At 43.5% G+C, this 16984-nt stretch carries 13 protein-coding genes; 7 read left to right on the top strand and 6 right to left on the bottom strand.

What is annotated here, in order from left to right; all coding sequences use genetic code 11:
* Nucleotides 1-88 precede the first annotated feature (88 nt).
* Together clpA and clpS are read right to left on the bottom strand one after the other, a co-directional pair.
* Nucleotides 89-2362 (bottom strand): ATP-dependent Clp protease ATP-binding subunit ClpA, encoded by a 2274-nt coding sequence (gene clpA / locus AB4486_RS02780; protein ID WP_017062108.1) that lies wholly within the window; start codon nucleotides 2360-2362, stop codon nucleotides 89-91.
* 39 nt (nucleotides 2363-2401) lie between these two features.
* Nucleotides 2402-2722 carry an ATP-dependent Clp protease adapter ClpS gene (gene clpS, locus AB4486_RS02775; RefSeq protein WP_004737430.1) on the bottom strand — a complete coding sequence of 107 codons (321 nt, stop codon included), beginning with the start codon at nucleotides 2720-2722 and terminating at the stop codon, nucleotides 2402-2404.
* A 585-nt stretch (nucleotides 2723-3307) separates the two neighbouring features.
* Between clpS and cspD the strand changes: the two genes are divergently transcribed.
* A complete protein-coding gene (gene cspD, locus AB4486_RS02770; RefSeq protein ID WP_009846336.1) occupies nucleotides 3308-3529 on the top strand; it encodes a cold shock domain-containing protein CspD in 222 nt (73 codons plus the stop codon).
* 327 nt (nucleotides 3530-3856) lie between these two features.
* Here the strand turns inward: cspD and AB4486_RS02765 are convergent, their stop codons facing one another.
* A complete protein-coding gene (locus AB4486_RS02765; RefSeq protein ID WP_372116427.1) occupies nucleotides 3857-6082 on the bottom strand; it encodes an NADP-dependent isocitrate dehydrogenase in 2226 nt (741 codons plus the stop codon).
* A 321-nt stretch (nucleotides 6083-6403) separates the two neighbouring features.
* On the opposite strand from AB4486_RS02765, the gene AB4486_RS02760 reads away from it, so the two are divergent.
* Nucleotides 6404-7132, top strand: coding sequence for a pseudouridine synthase (locus AB4486_RS02760; protein WP_136973574.1), 729 nt, complete (start codon nucleotides 6404-6406; stop codon nucleotides 7130-7132).
* 58 nt (nucleotides 7133-7190) lie between these two features.
* Here AB4486_RS02760 and AB4486_RS02755 read toward each other — a convergent pair whose 3' ends face one another.
* Nucleotides 7191-7838, bottom strand: coding sequence for a DUF2057 family protein (locus tag AB4486_RS02755; RefSeq protein ID WP_102398103.1), 648 nt, complete (start codon nucleotides 7836-7838; stop codon nucleotides 7191-7193).
* Between the two features lie 74 nt (nucleotides 7839-7912).
* Nucleotides 7913-8932: a porin gene (locus tag AB4486_RS02750; RefSeq protein WP_372116425.1), complete on the bottom strand. Its 1020-nt coding sequence runs from the start codon at nucleotides 8930-8932 to the stop codon at nucleotides 7913-7915.
* Between the two features lie 513 nt (nucleotides 8933-9445).
* Between AB4486_RS02750 and dinG the strand changes: the two genes are divergently transcribed.
* The 5 genes from dinG to AB4486_RS02725 all read left to right on the top strand — a co-directional run bounded on the left by dinG (nucleotide 9446) and on the right by AB4486_RS02725 (nucleotide 14330).
* A complete protein-coding gene (gene dinG / locus AB4486_RS02745) occupies nucleotides 9446-11521 on the top strand; it encodes an ATP-dependent DNA helicase DinG (protein WP_372116423.1) in 2076 nt (691 codons plus the stop codon).
* A 128-nt stretch (nucleotides 11522-11649) separates the two neighbouring features.
* The gene (locus AB4486_RS02740; protein WP_017062114.1) at nucleotides 11650-12429 is read left to right on the top strand and encodes a TSUP family transporter; all 780 of its coding nucleotides are present in this window, start codon (nucleotides 11650-11652) and stop codon (nucleotides 12427-12429) included.
* 22 nt (nucleotides 12430-12451) lie between these two features.
* The gene (locus tag AB4486_RS02735) at nucleotides 12452-13000 is read left to right on the top strand and encodes a primosomal replication protein (protein WP_048612727.1); all 549 of its coding nucleotides are present in this window, start codon (nucleotides 12452-12454) and stop codon (nucleotides 12998-13000) included.
* Nucleotides 12990-13160, top strand: a complete 171-nt coding sequence (rsmS, locus tag AB4486_RS02730; protein WP_017055021.1) for a pleiotropic regulatory protein RsmS — start codon at nucleotides 12990-12992, stop codon at nucleotides 13158-13160. Before AB4486_RS02735 ends, rsmS begins: the two co-directional genes overlap by 11 nt.
* 36 nt (nucleotides 13161-13196) lie before the next feature.
* Nucleotides 13197-14330, top strand: coding sequence for a JmjC domain-containing protein (locus AB4486_RS02725; RefSeq protein ID WP_372116421.1), 1134 nt, complete (start codon nucleotides 13197-13199; stop codon nucleotides 14328-14330).
* A gap of 112 nt (nucleotides 14331-14442) precedes the next feature.
* Here the strand turns inward: AB4486_RS02725 and AB4486_RS02720 are convergent, their stop codons facing one another.
* The gene (locus AB4486_RS02720) at nucleotides 14443-16560 is read right to left on the bottom strand and encodes a methyl-accepting chemotaxis protein (protein WP_372116420.1); all 2118 of its coding nucleotides are present in this window, start codon (nucleotides 16558-16560) and stop codon (nucleotides 14443-14445) included.
* Nucleotides 16561-16984 lie beyond the last annotated feature (424 nt).

Genomic DNA, 16984 nt, shown 5'->3' with positions numbered 1-16984 from the left:
CTCGCATCTCGCATCTCGCAAGCATAAAAAAACGCACAACCTAAGTCATGCGTTTTATATTTAAGCCTTTGATTTATCAATCACTTCGTTAGTGCATGACCTCTTCTTTAGCACCAACATAGATGAAATCCAATTCGTCTTTTTTCAGGGATACTTTAACCGTACCGCCATCAACCAAGCTACCGAACAGTAACTCGTTAGCAAGTGGTTTCTTAAGCTTCTCTTGAATAACACGTCCCATTGGACGAGCACCCATGGTCTTGTCATAGCCTTTATCAGCTAACCAGTGACGAGCATCCTCAGAAACCTCTAAAGACACGCCACGAGCGTCCAGTTGAACCTGAAGCTCGACAATGAACTTATCAACTACTTGGCTAATCACACTTGGGTCAAGGCTGTTGAACCAAATGATATTATCAAGACGGTTACGGAACTCAGGAGTAAATACCTTCTTGATTTCGCCCATCGCATCTGGCGCATGATCTTGTTGGATCAGGCCGATCGATTTCTTCTCGGTTTCAGCCACACCTGCGTTGGTCGTCATCACTAGAATCACATTACGGAAGTCCGCTTTGCGACCATTGTTGTCAGTTAGCGTGCCGTTATCCATTACCTGCAGTAGCAAGTTAAAGATATCTGGGTGAGCTTTCTCGATTTCATCCAGTAACACAACAGAGTGCGGGTTCTTGATTACGGCATCCGTTAGCAAACCACCTTGGTCGTAACCAACATAACCAGGAGGCGCACCAATCAAGCGGCTCACTGAGTGTCGCTCACCGTACTCAGACATATCAAAGCGCAGAAGCTCAATACCCATCAACTTAGACAGCTGAACAGTCACCTCTGTTTTACCGACACCAGTAGGACCAGCAAACAAGAATGAACCAACAGGTTTATTGTCTGCACCCAATCCAGCACGGGTCAGCTTAATCGCTTCACTCAATACATCGATTGCAGGGTCTTGTCCGAATACCAACATTTTCATGCGCTCATCCAGTTTCTGGAGTGTATCTTTGTCTGAAGACGATACTGACTTTTCAGGAATACGCGCCATTTTCGCAACCATTGACTCAATATCAGCCACGCTTACCGTTTTCTTACGACGGCTTGCAGGTGCCAAACGACTACGAGCGCCCGCTTCATCGATTACGTCAATGGCCTTATCAGGAAGGTGGCGTTCATTAATGTATTTAGCTGACAGTTCCACAGCGGCACGCAACGCTTTGTTGGTGTAGCGCACTTCGTGGTGAGCTTCGTATTTTGGCTTCAAGCCAATCAGGATCTTGGTCGTATCGTCTAGCGATGGTTCAATAATATCTATTTTCTGGAAGCGACGAGCTAAAGCACGCTCCTTCTCAAAAATACTGCTGTACTCTTGGTACGTTGTTGAACCGATGCAACGTAATTTGCCACTGCTTAGTAATGGTTTAATTAAGTTTGCCGCATCAACCTGACCACCCGATGCAGCCCCGGCACCGATAATGGTGTGGATCTCATCGATGAACAGAATCGCGTCTTCTTCTTTCTCCAGTTGCTTAAGAATCGCTTTAAAACGTTTCTCAAAGTCACCACGATATTTGGTTCCGGCTAACAGTGAACCGATATCTAGAGAATAAATTACGCTGCTCTGAATGATTTCAGGCACTTGTCCTTCAACGATGCGCCATGCAAGACCTTCCGCGATGGCAGTTTTACCTACCCCCGCTTCACCCACTAACAGAGGGTTGTTCTTACGACGACGACACAGAACTTGGATAGTGCGTTCTAGCTCTTTGTCACGACCGATTAGTGGGTCAATATTGCCCTGCTTTGCGACTTCGTTAAGGTTAGTAGCAAAATTTTCTAAACGGTCTTCAGAGTTAGCTTCTTCAGCATTTTCTGCACCACCAAATGAATCGGATGATGAAGGACTGTCGCCTTCGTTGCTCGCTTTGGTAATACCGTGTGAGATGAAGTTAACAATATCTAAGCGACTAATGTCGTTTTTCTTAAGAAGATATGCCGCGTGAGATTCTTGCTCACTAAAAATAGCCACAAGTACGTTAGCACCTGTTACTTCGCTGCGACCTGAAGATTGAACATGAAAAACAGCGCGTTGAAGTACTCGTTGGAAGCTCAACGTAGGCTGAGTTTCGCGAGTTTCGTCGCTTTCAGGGATAAGTGGGGTCGTTTGATCGATAAAAATATCGAGCTCATTGCGAAGAGCATCGAGATCAGCCTGACAAGCTTGGAGCGCTTCCTTGGCCGCATCATTTTCTAATAATGCTAGTAGGAGGTGTTCGACAGTCATGAATTCATGTCGCTTGTCTCGCGCACGAGCAAATGCGCCATTTAAACTCGTCTCTAATTCTTTATTTAGCATAAGTACCTCCTAAGGGAACAACAGTGTTGTTCGAGCAATTTATACTTGCTCCATTGTACATAGTAGCGGATGCTCATTTTCCTTTGAGTACATCGTGACCTGCGCTACCTTTGTTTCCGCTATTTCAGCACTGTATGTGCCGCATATAGCTTTACCTTCATAATGAACCTTGAGCATCACTTCCGTTGCTTTTTCGATATCTAGTGAGAAGAATCGCTCTAGGATCTCGATTACAAAGTCCATGGGCGTGTAGTCATCGTTATTCAACACAACGTTATACATCGCCGGTGGCTTTACTTTTGTTGCTTCTTTCTCCAGTAAATCTGAGCCTGGAGATGCCCATTCAAAGTTTCTGCTCATATCGCTTTGCTAAGGGTTATTTTTCGGAAGTCGTGAGTGTTTACCTAACTCAAATTTACCACATTCACGCTTTACCGTGTACTAAGAAACTGCACCTAGAAACAGTACCAAAAAATATTCCTCTATACTGAGCCTAATCCACCATTTCCATCGCTGCAAATAAAAGATCTCGATTAACAAGATTAACATATGTGATTGATTAAAAAGACGCCATAACTATTGATACTAACGATAAGATTACCGCTAAGTTACTATTTGGTTAATAGTTTGCGGTTAATCTCGAATGTGATTTGTTATTAAAATTGATCACTTTTATACCAATTTACTATTGACTGTGCTCAATCATTAGCTACATTGGAGCTAAAAGGTTTTTTAATACACTTTTGCAACATGAATTAAAATCAGTAACACGCTTCAAAAATTAACAATAAGGAATAATTACGCAGGGTAGCGTTAATTTCCGTAAGCAATGTACGAGATTCAAGCTATTAGCTGAAATTCTTTAGCTGGTAGGAATGATATCAATCGCACTTACAACAATTGATATAACAACGTTAGTAACAAAATGCATGAGGGATGTATAGCATGGCTACAGGTACAGTAAAATGGTTTAACAATGCCAAAGGGTTTGGCTTTATTTGTCCAGAAGGTGAAGACGGCGATATTTTCGCGCACTACTCCACAATACAAATGGAAGGTTATCGAACCTTAAAGGCTGGTCAGCAGGTCGACTATGAAGTAGAAAGTGGACCTAAAGGCTCGCATGCTAGCTCCGTTGTTCCTGTAGAAGGCAGCGCCGTAAAATAGGCGAATGCAAACTCATGTTAACCTCCATCAGTCGTCATTAACGGCTGACAGGTAAACAGAATATTGAAACCGCTCATTTAATACCTGTAACACAGGATTACGTGAGCGGTTTTTTTCGTTTTGGGGGCTCTAAAGTTGCTCACTGGACAATGAGCTCGAAGAGCTACTCCCCTTAAGCTAGGTCTTAAGAAGTATTAGACAGAAAAAAGACGCTTTAACATTATCGTTAAAGCGTCTTTCGTTTTGACTTTATCTATAACTTAGCTATCAGCCTAAGCAACTCGTTAGCAAATCACGCTCATGAGTGACTAACGATGAGTCCAATCACTATGCATCAATAAACGCGTTTAGCGTTGAGCTTGGGCGCATTAGTGTTGAAACCAATGCATCGTCAAGTAGGTAGTAACCACCTAAGTCGCCAGCCACACCTTGAGCGTTGTTCAGCTCTGCAACGATCGCTTCTTCACTTTCAGCCAGTTGACTTGCCACACCTGCAAACTCAGCAGCAAGATCAGCGTCAGCCGTTTGCTCAGCAAGCGCCTTAGCCCAGTATGCCGCTAGATAGTAGTGGCTACCACGGTTATCAAGCTCACCTACTCGACGTGAAGGAGACTTGTTGTTATCAAGGAACTCACCCGTCGCTTTATCAAGCGCATCAGCTAGAACTTGTGCTTTAGCGTTACCTGTTACTACGCTCAGGTGCTCTAGAGATGCCGCTAGTGCCAAGAATTCACCTAGAGAATCCCAACGCAGGTGGTTTTCTTTCTCTACTTGTTGAACATGTTTAGGAGCAGAGCCGCCAGCACCTGTTTCAAACAGACCACCACCGTTCATTAGTGGAACAATCGATAGCATCTTAGCTGATGTACCAAGCTCTAAAATCGGGAACAAGTCAGTTAGGTAATCACGTAATACGTTACCAGTAACCGAAATAGTATCTAGGCCTTCTTTGATACGAACCAGTGAGTATTGAGTCGCTTCAAGTGGAGCAAGGATCTTAATTTCAAGACCATCGGTATCGTATTCAGGAAGGTATGCTTCTACTTTCTCAATAAGCTGAGCGTCATGCGCGCGAGACGCGTCTAGCCAAAATACCGCAGGAACACCCGATGCGCGAGCACGAGTAACCGCTAGCTTAACCCAATCTTGAATTGGTGCATCTTTAACCTGACACATACGGAAGATATCACCTTCCTCTACGTCTTGCTCAAGAAGCACTGAACCTGAAGCGTCTACAACTTGAACCTGACCAGCAGCTTCAAGGATGAAAGTCTTATCATGAGAACCGTACTCTTCCGCTTTTTGAGCCATTAGGCCAACGTTTGGTACACTGCCCATCGTTGTAGGGTCGAAAGCACCGTTCTCTTTACAGAAATCAATAACCGCTTGGTAGATGCTCGCGTAGCTACGATCTGGAATCATTGCTTTCGTGTCTTTTTGCTTACCTTCTGGATCCCACATTTGACCTGAAGAACGTAACATTGCAGGCATCGATGCATCAACAATGATGTCACTTGGAACATGTAGGTTAGTAATGCCACGGTCTGAGTCAACCATCGCTAGTGGAGGCTGAGTTTCGTATACTGCTTGTAGGTCAGCTTCGATTGCCTGTTTCTGATCTTGAGGAAGTACAGCGATTTTTGCGTATACATCGCCGATGCCGTTATTGACATCAACACCTAACTCGTTGAACAGCTGACCGTGCTTAGCGAATACGTCTTTGTAGTAAACCTTAACCGCATGACCAAAAATCACAGGGTCAGACACTTTCATCATCGTCGCTTTCATGTGAAGAGAAAGCAGTACGCCTTGCTCTTTAGCAGATGCGATTTCTTTCTCAAAGAACGCAACCAAAGCAGCTTTGTTCATCACTGACGCATCAATGATCTCTTTATCTTGCAGTGCAAAAGCTGGCTTCAGTGTTTTCTTCGCGCCATCTTTGCCAACAAATTCGATGCTCACTTCTGTAGCACCTTCAGTCGTTACTGACTTTTCACTGCCGAAGAAGTCTTTGTCGTCCATACTTGAAACGTGCGACTTAGAATCTGCAGACCATGCACCCATTGAGTGTGGGTTCTTCTTCGCATAGTTCTTAACAGAAAGTGGAGCACGGCGATCCGAGTTACCTTCACGTAGCACAGGGTTTACTGCACTACCTTTGATTTTATCGTAAGTTGCTTTAACGGCTTTCTCTTCGTCAGTGTTTGCTTCTTCTGGGTAATTAGGAAGTGCGTAACCTTTTGACTGTAGCTCTTTGATCGTTGCTTGAAGCTGAGGTACAGATGCCGAGATGTTTGGAAGCTTGATAATGTTCGCTTCTGGTGTCTTAGCCAATTCACCTAGTTCTGCTAATGCATCACCAATACGTTGCTCTTCGTTCAAATAGTCAGGGAAGTTGGCAATAATACGCCCTGCAAGTGAAATGTCGCGAGTATCAACGTTAATACCAGAAGAAGCTGTAAAAGATTGAATGATAGGCAGCAGAGAGTATGTTGCTAGCGCCGGAGCTTCGTCTGTAATGGTATAGATGATCGTTGGTTTTTCAGTAGGCATGAAATTTCCCTATAGTTCTTACAAGCTCATTTAAAGTAGTGAGCGTGTTATAAATTGACCAGTAAGCCACTCTAAGAGTGAAAACTGCTTACTCGATAGTCGTACTCTATCTTATTTTTCATACAATCTTGATGACAGCATGAACCAAATCCGTGAGTGCGTTGTTATAATAAAACACGAAGGTATAATTAAACAAATCAGGCTTAAGAGTCCATCAACTTGTTCTATTTTGTGTCTTTTAGGCGCGCAAATGATAGCTCAATTCCGTTTCAGTGAAAACTTTTCAGCACACTTCGTTTACATTTTTGCAAGGTAGTTAACATGTCTACTCGCTCACGCAGCGCATCTCGTTCAGACAAACCGGCTCGTTCTGGTGCAACATTAAAACAAAGCGGTAATAGACAAAGCCGAAGCAGTGATAAGAATAACACTGGCAATTCGCACAACAAATCTCACTCAAGCAAGCACCGATATAAAGGCAAGCCTACCAATGCAAAACCTAAGGTTGCGCTCGAAGATCGCAAAGTAATTCTGTTCAACAAGCCTTTCGATACTCTAAGCCAATTTACAGATGGCGAAGGGAGAAAAACGCTAGCGGACTTTATTCCAGTGAAAGACGTTTATGCTGCAGGTCGCCTTGACCGCGACAGCGAAGGGTTAATGGTCTTGACCAACGATGGTATTTTTCAAGCTAAGCTAACTCAACCAAACTCAAAATCCCCAAAGACTTACTGGGTACAGGTTGAAGGCGCACCTTCTGAGGAAGATTTAGATAAATTGAGAAAAGGTGTCGAACTAAAAGACGGCATGACACTGCCCGCTCAGGTTGAGGTGATGTCTGAACCTGTTGTGTGGGATAGAAATCCTCCAGTACGCTTCAGAGCCGCGATACCGACAACATGGTTGGCTATTACAATCATTGAAGGACGTAACCGTCAGGTAAGACGAATGACAGCCAATATCGGCTTCCCTACCCTGCGTCTTATCCGTTACTCAATGGGTAATATGAATGTGGGGCAGCTGCAGCCTGGTGAGTGGAAAGAGATTTAACTCATAGCAATATATTAAAGCGAGATTTACGTCTCGCTTTTTTGTACGTGAAGATTGATTACTTTTGGTCAATTAACCATTTTTGGAATGCTTTACGCTCTTCTTCATTTGCTCTTGAATACCATAGCTTAAGTTGAAGCGTATTTTCAGACTCTTGCACAGTACTGTCGCCAGCTACCGTTGCTCCAACTACTGCACCAGTTTGTACCGCCGCTAGCTCTTCTTTCAACGAACGAATCTTGCCTGAATCAAAAACTAAGCCTCTTTCTTGGTTGTAGTCTTTAACCAACTGAGGGATATCGCTGTAAGGCAGTGCACCTTGAGATGGAGGCAAAACTTCTTGCACGACTTCTGCATCATCACCGTTTACAGAGATACTGAATATAGGAAGTTCTCTGTCTACATTTTTTTCGATTTTAGCGTACTTTCTACTTAGAAGATCAATATCAACATCAGCATTTTCGGGAACATTAACTACCATAATGTAAGGAACTGTACTGATAAACTCGCGTTTGCCTTTATCGCTCAAATACCCTGTGTAATCTAAAACGAGTTGGTTTTCACCTGAGGTGAATACAGCGTCTTCCACACTTTCAACAACCTCACCGTTCAAAGTATTTAGCGAAATACCAGAAGCCAAATCAAGAGCAGCCGTTGCGTATGGTGCAGAGAATAGACAGACAAAACTCAAATACCACTTGTTCATGTACGATTCCTTAATCAATAAATGTAAAAAAGCCAGCTAATAGCTGGCTTTTGTATAGCATAGTTAACTACAGATTAGAATGTGTAGTAAACACCAGCAATAACGCCATCAGCATCTAGAGTTTGTGATGCGTATTCGAAATCAGCAGTTTGGTATTCAGCTAGGAATAGGATGTTGTCACGGAATGCGTAATCAACACCAACAACTAGGTTAGTAGAGTCGATATCAGAGATCTTAGAAGTACCCGCTGCTGTAGCGATTTCGTCAGTTGTTGCTACAGAGTATGTAGTGTATAGACGAACAGCGTCGATTTGGTAAGCAGCTGCGATACCCATAGTTTCACCGTTGCCGTAAGAACCAGCAGCGATGTCAGCTAGATCCCAGTAACCGTAACCTTGGTTGCCTTCAAATTGTGCGTATGTAACAGCTAGGTATAGGCCACCAAACTCAGCAGAAGCAGAAGCACCAGCAAGAGAGTAATCTACGTCTTTAGCAGCGTCACCAGTGATGTAAGAAGCACCGATAGAGAAGTTGCTGAATGCGTAATCTGCAGAGATACCGTAAGTGTTGTCAACGTCTTCAGTAGAATTAGTGTTAACGTCAGCTACGATTGTGAAACCTTCAACGAATTGACCTTTGAATACAGCGCCGTGGCCAGAAGACTCGCGGTGGTGACCACCAGTAGAGCCCATGTAGTTACCTTCGTTTGTGATATCATCTTTCTGGATAGCGTCAGCAGATTCTGCTAGGTCGCCAGTTTCACCGAAAGCCATACCCCAAGTGTCAGTTTTAAAACCAGCTAGAACGTCATCGAACTTAGCGTTGCTGCCGTCAGTTTCGATTTCGAAAGATGCGAATGCTGTGAACTGGTCGTTAAGCTTCTGCTCAGCGTCTAGTTGAATTTTAGCCCAAGTAGAAATGTCAGCTTCGTTTTTAACTGTTTTAGTTAGAGTCTCGTCTACTTCAGATTGTTGTAGGTAGATATCTACCTCGCCATTTAGGCCAACTTTAGTATCGTCGTTAGAGTAAATTTCTGCTGCGTTTACAGAAGTTGCTGTAGCTGCGATAGCTAGCGCTAATAGAGTCTTTTTCATAATAAATCCACTGCCTTTTCTAAGAATGGGAGATCCTTGCCCGGTTCCCTTTTATTTTTATGACTGGTCATTACCACTCTTTGTTGGTTAATCACCGTCACTAAATTTCGAGGTCTAGATTGCAAAAGATTATCCTGCGTGTCAAATAAACTAAAAACAAACCTAAAAAAAACACAAAGCAATCAAAATCAACTACTTACATTTTTTTTCATCGTTTTACGAGCAGCTTATCCTTAGTTTTATTAGGAAATATAATAATCCAAAAAAAGAACAAAACAGCATTTAACACCACAAACAACTTGTAAAAACGCCACATCTCAGGATTTAACACCTACAAGCAAGTCTTTTTTAATATTTATATTTCGCAACATAAATAAAATAGTTAAGTTCCTGATGGTTCAGTTTTTTTTTGTGAACAAGATCTACCTTTGATTCAAAAGCAAGCTATTTCACCGTAAATGTACCGACTAGTGATATGTGCTACTATCCTCGCTCCGTTACGTAGGTCACAGTATGCTAACTACTAAAATTCAAAAATCTATTCGCACCAGTTATCAAAACCTCCAAGATCAGTTGGACAACTTTGTACCTCGACGTGCTCAAAATTACCTTGTTGCAGAAATAGCGAAGACACTTTGTGGTCAATACCACAAAAGTAATCGCATGATTGTTGCAGAAGCGGGAACCGGGATCGGGAAATCACTGGCTTATTTAATGGCAACTATTCCTGTCGCTGTGCTCAATAACCGAAAAATAGTCATATCAACGGCGACGGTTGCGCTACAAGAACAGCTCGTCAATAAAGATCTCCCTCTATATAGAAGACTGACTGATCGAGAGTTTTCTTTCATATTAGCGAAGGGCAGACAGCGTTATTGTTGTTCCGAAAAGCTAGCCGCTGCCTGCGGGGTTGATGGCGGACAAATGGCCATGTTCGAATCTAAGCCAAAGAAGAAGGATATCGACCAACTTCAAACCATGTATCGTAGCCTAACCCAAGGTAAATGGGATGGTGACCGTGATTCGTGGCCAAAACCCATCGACAACATGATTTGGCAGATGATTGTTAGTGATAAGCACAGCTGTAATAACAGTATGCCTACTCATAGAGACTGCCCTTTCCAAAAAGCGCGCTCAGAGCTAGATAAAGCAGACGTGATTATCGCCAATCACAGTTTAGTGATGGCAGATGCTGACTTAGGCGGCGGTGTGATACTGCCTGAGCCAGAAAATAGCATCTATATATTCGATGAAGCTCACCATTTACCGCATGTAGCCAGAGATCACTCTTCTGCGGCGGCAAGTCTAAAGGGTGCCGCTTCATGGTTAGAGCGTTTAAACCAATCCATCACTAAGCTTTCAGGCCTCGCTGACGAGAAACGTGTCCACCGGTTTCGAAATGAACTGCAAGACTCAGTGCAACAGCTGATCCCTACCCTGACTCAAATGAGTAAACAGTTTGACGCTAACCACTTTGAAGACGGCTTGTATCGCTTCGAACATGGCGACTTACCTGAGTGGCTTGAGAATGAATCAAAAGACCTCAAGCAACTCACACAAAAGGCGAGCCAAGCAGTTGCGAAGATTGCAGACCTGATTGCGGAACGAGTTAAAGACGGCGAGCTTTCAGCAAAGCTTGCAGAGCCGACACTGGCAGAAATTGGCTTCTATATACAAAGAACAGAGAACCTTGCTCAAGTTTGGCGCTTAATGGCTGAACCGAAGAGAGAAAAAGGCGCTCCTTTGGCTCGTTGGCTCGAACTGAATAAAGAAAGTGAAGGCGATTTCGTTGTTAATGTTTCGCCACTAGAGGTGGGTTGGCAATTGGATCAGCAAATCTGGAGCCGCTGTGTGGGTGCGGTATTAGTATCTGCAACCATGAGGGCGCTCAACTCTTTCAGCTTTTTCTGTCATCAAGCAGGCATCAGCCAAAAAGCAGAAGATGGCGTACAATTTTTGGCTTTGGCATCACCGTTTGATTACCAGAATCAAGCAGAGCTGATCGTGCCGGCAATGAAGTACGAACCACAAGCACCTCAGTTTACCGAATATCTTATTGAAATTTTGCCTAAGGTAATAGAAGACAAAAAAGCCAATCTCGTTCTATTCTCTTCTTACTGGCAAATGAACAAAGTTGCAGAGGCTTTAGCAACAGATTTCGTTAAAAAGTCGTGGGCATTGCAGGTTCAAGGTGATACTTCACGAACTGAAATCCTAAAAAAACATAAAAAGCTAATAGACCAAGGTAAAACCAGCGTTCTTTTTGGAACTGGCAGCTTTTCTGAAGGTCTTGATCTACCGGGTGAGCTTCTTGAAAACCTCGTTATTACCAAGATACCTTTTGGTGTTCCTACCTCTCCCGTAGAGCAAGCACATTCAGAATATATTGAATCACGCGGTGGTAACCCTTTTATGCAGATTACTGTTCCAGATGCGAGTAAAAAGCTTATTCAATCTGTGGGTAGACTACTGCGTAAGGAAAGAGATTCTGGTAAAGTCACGATCCTTGATAGACGCATAGTAACGAAGCGATACGGAAAGTCCCTACTCGATTCACTACCGCCTTTTAAAAGAACAATAAAATACTAATATCCCCTGCCCTTGAGGTAGTTTTGGGCCTTCATCGCTAGGCCCTTGCATTCACAACCCAACATGACTAATCCATAGATTTTTCATGTGGCTGCCCTATCAGCCGATAACGAGAACACTAGCTATTTATGGAAATGATTGAGCCAACCATGTTGGTCATACTTGCTCTGGTTGCATTTGCAGCAGGCTTTATTGATGCTGTCGCAGGTGGCGGAGGGATGTTAACCGTTCCAGCTTTACTGTCACTTGGTTTACCGCCACACATCGCATTGGGTACTAACAAGCTTGCAGCAACCTTCGCTTCATCTACAGCTGCATTCACTTACTACCGTAAAAAGCTGTTCAAGCCTGAGTGTTGGGTCAATGCATTCATATCTACTTTAATAGGTGCGACCATCGGCACACTCACTGTTGATGCCATTAGCACCGAGTGGTTAGAGAAGGTATTGCCGTTAGTCATTCTTGCCGCAGCGGTCTATACCATTTTTCATAAGACTCCAGATGTGAGCCATAATGTGTCTCCTAAGCCATGCCCTGTGCTTAAGAGAAAACAAAAGTACCAAGGATTCATTCTTGGCTTTTATGATGGGGTTGCTGGCCCAGGAACTGGCGCGTTTTGGACGGTAAGCTCTATGGCGCTTTATCGCTTAAACATCTTACTTGCCTCTGGTCTATCCAAAGCCATGAACTTTACCAGTAACTTTACCTCTTTGGTGACCTTCGCGATTCTTGGTCATATTGATTGGGTTCTAGGTTTAACCATGGGCCTTTGTTTGATGGCCGGTGCATTTGTTGGCGCTCACTCTGCTATTCGTTTCGGTGCTACATTTATACGACCTGTGTTTGTTACCGTAGTAAGCGTACTTGCAATTAAACTGGCATATGAAGCTTGGTTTGTGAACTTATAGGCAATAGCCAACGGGGAGTGAGATGAATCAATTTTCAAAGCTAAAAAGTGTCATTGATACCTTGATTGGCCATTGCTCGCAGGTTGATAAATCTCGAGGAGCTTATCATCAAGCCTTGTTTGACCGAGCCTTATTTAAATGTGGCGCCTCTGTTTTGCTTCCCTATGCACTTGAAACTCAGGCAACGTACCGCACCATTGTACGTGAACAAACCACAAATCAACTGACCGCATCCAGAGCCAACTACCTGACAGAAAAGCTGACCAATCAGATTGCAGCAATCCAAAGAGAGTTAGCCAACCATGATTTACGCTTGGACCGAAAAAGTAAGTCAGGGAAAACCCTTAACGACCTATACAACGAACTCGCTCAGCACCAAGACTGGCAAAAGCGATTGGTCGATTTAGTGCGAGTACGAAAGTTAGCGTTTGATTCTGCGCCTCGCCACAGTAAGAAAAAAGCGGAAGAGGCTTGGCAGTTAGCAAAAGAGCGATTAGAACGCTGTGAAGACTCAATGAAAAATATTGAGAGACTGATTAACTTAGAGAACCCTAAGCGAAATGAACACTGATAACACACCATCACCACTGGATAACGCACCAGAAGAAGTTAAGTTAGCTGTCGACCTGATCTATCTGCTCGAAAGCAACGAAATCGATCCAAAAGTCGCGTTAGAAGCAATCAAAATTGTCCAGCAAGATTTACAAGCCAAACTAGCATCTAGCATCTAGCATCTAGCATCTAGCATAAAAATATACAGGATTCACATGTACCAACTCAGCTTTTCTATGCCCGAGTTTCTTGAAAACTACTGGCATAAAAAACCAACCATCTTAAAGGGTGGCTTCCAAAACTTCGTCGACCCAATTTCGCCGGAAGAACTTGCTGGTTTATCGATGGAAGAAGAAGTGGATTCTCGCTTTGTCTCTAACCTCGACAATCAGTGGACTGCAGAACACGGCCCATTCTCTGAAGAAAAGTTTGGCGAATTAACCGAAACTCATTGGCAACTGATCGTTCAAGCAGCGAACCACTGGCACCAAGGCGCAAATCAGCTGACTGAGGCGTTCCAAGCGTTACCAAACTGGTTATTCGACGATCTCATGATCTGCTACTCAGCACCTGAAGGCGGCGTAGGCCCACATATTGATCAATACGATGTCTTCATCATTCAAGGTCAAGGCAAACGTCAATGGAAGGTTGGCGCTAAAGATGTTGGCCAATACAAAGAGACTTTTCAAGCGTCTGCACTTCGTCAAATTGAAGGTTTTGACCCAATCATTGATGAAACTTTAGAGCCGGGCGATATCCTTTATATCCCACCAGGTTTCCCACATGAAGGGAGCACGTTAGAGCCGTCAATGAGCTACTCTATTGGCTACCGCTCGCCTAAAGAACAAGAACTGATCAGCAACTTTGCCGATTTTGTGCTTGCTCATGATATGGGTGACGTACACCTGCACGATCCAGAATTCAAAATGCAAGAAGGCTACGGAAAAATTCGTTCATCGGATTTAAGTAATCTCACAGGCATGTTGAAATCTGCACTAGAGCAACCTGAAACCATCAGTGAATTCATGGGTTGTCTGCTAAGCCAATCACGCCACCAGCTTGATATCGTTGCTCCAGAGCCACTATGGACTCAAGAAGAGATCGCTCAACACTTAGAGTCTGAAGGTGAGATTCACCGAGTATCAGGCTTAAAGGCGCTCTACCACGAAAATGAAAGCAACACTGCTTACATCAATGGCGAAGTGGTTAAGGTGGATGAAGCGGATTCTTCGTTACTCAACATACTTTGCGATGAGACCATGATTACCTCGGCTACTGCCCTATCTCCTTCGGGCATAACTGTCGTGACTGAATTGGTCAACAAAGGCTACTGGTTTATCGAAGAGTAAGCAGCGTCAACCGCTGGTTATTGCCTAGCCTCTAAATAAACAATTAAAAAAGGGACAAATGAAATCTTCATTTGTCCCTTTTTCTATTCAAGAACTGGTTAAGGCTTAATGCTTATACCTTGAACTGATTGACCAACTTCTTTTGTTGTTGAGACAGTTGGTCAATTTCATTGCCGACTTGCTCAGAAGCCGCGGCTTGCTCCAAGATCTTCGCACTCAAATCGCGAATATTAACCACGCTTTGATTTACTTCACCGGAAACCGATTGTTGCTCTTCGGCTGCTCGAACGATCTGACTGTTCATATCACTGATCGCCTCAATAGAAGTAAAGATCGACCCCAGATCTTCAACTGCTTTCTGAACGTGTAGTGCTGTATCGTTAGCTAGGATATTGCCTTCTTGTATTGCTTCAACGACATCTTGAGTTCCAGCATGAACCTTGTCGATCACCGCTCTGATCTCACCAACCGATGACTGGGTGCGACTTGCGAGGTTTCTTACCTCATCCGCAACAACAGCAAAACCTCGACCTTGTTCGCCAGCACGAGCCGCTTCAATCGCCGCGTTCAATGCCAGTAAGTTAGTTTGCTCAGAGATCCCTTCAATCACACTTAAGATCTCGGTGATGTTTCCGTTATTTTTTGCCAATTCTTCAACAATAGGAACAGCACTCGACATACGCTCCACCAGCTTTCTCATTTCACCTGCTGAAAGTTCGATGACTTGTTGCCCTTGTTGAGCAGAACGATTCGCTTCGCACGCTGCATCAACGGCCACTTCTGCATTTTGTACCACTAAGCCCGCAGTTTGAGTCATCTCTTCGGCCGCTGTCGCGACTAGATCCACTTCTTTAAATTGAGACTCGCTGCTTTCACGAGTACTTGATGCTGATGCTTTCGCTTGGCTGGTAGTATTTGCCACTTGTTCTGTGGTGTGAATGACTTCTTTGATTGTGTGTTGCAGCTTATCTAGGAACAGGTTAAATCCTTTTGACAACTGACCGATTTCATCTTGAGACTTCACTTCCAAGCGCTGCGTCAAATCACCTTCACCTGAAGCGATGTCATTCAACCTTTCCACAACCTGACGAATCGGCTTCACAATAGACAACGAGGCAAACGCGATAATGGCTAAGCCAAAGATAATAAACACTGTACCGGCGATCACTTCTGTTTTGATGCCTTCACTTAGCTTAGTGCTAATGATGGAATCCAATTTATTTGCGTCAGCGACGACACTGTCTCTTGGGATCTCAAACAACACCCCCCAAGTTTGGTTAGCTGCAACAACAGGTGCAAAGGCAAGTAACCACTCACCGTTCTCGCTCCATTGCGTTGTCACTTCACCACCAAAGATAAAGTCGGTCATTAAATCACTGTTTGTATTGCCACTTTGGAAAGTTGAACCGACTGCAATGCTTGAATCATCAGAAGCGATGACCGAGCCATCTAGACTAACCACGTAAGCTTTACCCGCACCGTTAAACAAGCTCTGGTCAGATTGAGTAATCACACTGGTTAAACCATCAAGTCTTAGATCAATACCAAGAAAACCAATAGCAACGTCGTCAACCAAAATAGGGACTGAAATAGAGGACGTAAGTAGTGCTACACCACCGCTGTTCACGACTCTCGGCGTACTAATACACGTTTGCCCTGAAGACAAAGGACAGTAAAAACGTTCGCTATTGCTGTCATCATTCAAGATAGATTCTGAAAGAACGTTCGCTAGAACATTTTCACCGTTATCTGCCACCTTCCAGTAAGGAGCAAAACGACCTTTTTCGTTAGAACCAACATAATCAGCATCGACATAATTCGCATCTTCACTATCGAGCAAGTCAGGCTTGAAAACTAGATACGCTCCTTGAATAGAGTCGAAGTTTAAAACCGAGCGACGAACCATTTCATCCAAGGCGGTACGAAGCTCTTCACTTGGTGTAAAGTTTTCGTCTGCATTGTTTTTTAGAAACTGAGCACTGGCCGCAAGCATCTCTGCGCGGTAAATAGCTTCGTCTACATAACGTTGAGTTTCTTGAGCGTTTAGCTGAGAAACAGACGCCAGCAACTGCTGAGTTTTATTGATAACTGATTCTGAACTTTGAGATTTGATGACTTGTTGATTGCTCGTCGCGTTGTAGATCGAGAAACCAATAAGAGACAGTGACGTAATGATTAAACAACAACCTGCTAAGAGGGTTATTTTCCACTGTACCGATAGAGAGCGCATTTAATATCCTTATTTAAGCCAAAAGACTTCCATAACCATAACTATCACATCGACAACGAATTGCTGTACACAATGTAAATGAGTTAGACGAATAGCTTAGCGGATAATTACAGCACAAATTGCTTACATATAAAACGAAAGTTTATACAAATGTTAATAGAGCGTGTTTTCTTCCTTTTTTCTGTGATTTCAAATGATGTACTCATATAATCATTAGCTGTGTTGCTTAGGTTTTAGCGCTTTGGACATAGCCAGACCATCGATATTTAAAGGAAGCCCACTCCACCCTCTCCCTCTTTAAAATGCAGTAACTTCGGATTAGTTTTTATAATCCAAGTTATAGATTTTTATCTTGCTCAACTTCACACTTTTTGATTGCTAAGCCCGCAATCAAGATCTAATATCTCGCGCCTAGATTCCCTGA

The sequence above is a fragment of the Vibrio sp. 10N.222.55.C6 genome (assembly GCF_041473395.1).
Classification (GTDB): Bacteria; Pseudomonadota; Gammaproteobacteria; order Enterobacterales; family Vibrionaceae; genus Vibrio; species Vibrio crassostreae_C.
Note: the sequence above shows the minus strand (reverse complement) of the source record. Positions and strands in the feature narration are given on the sequence as shown.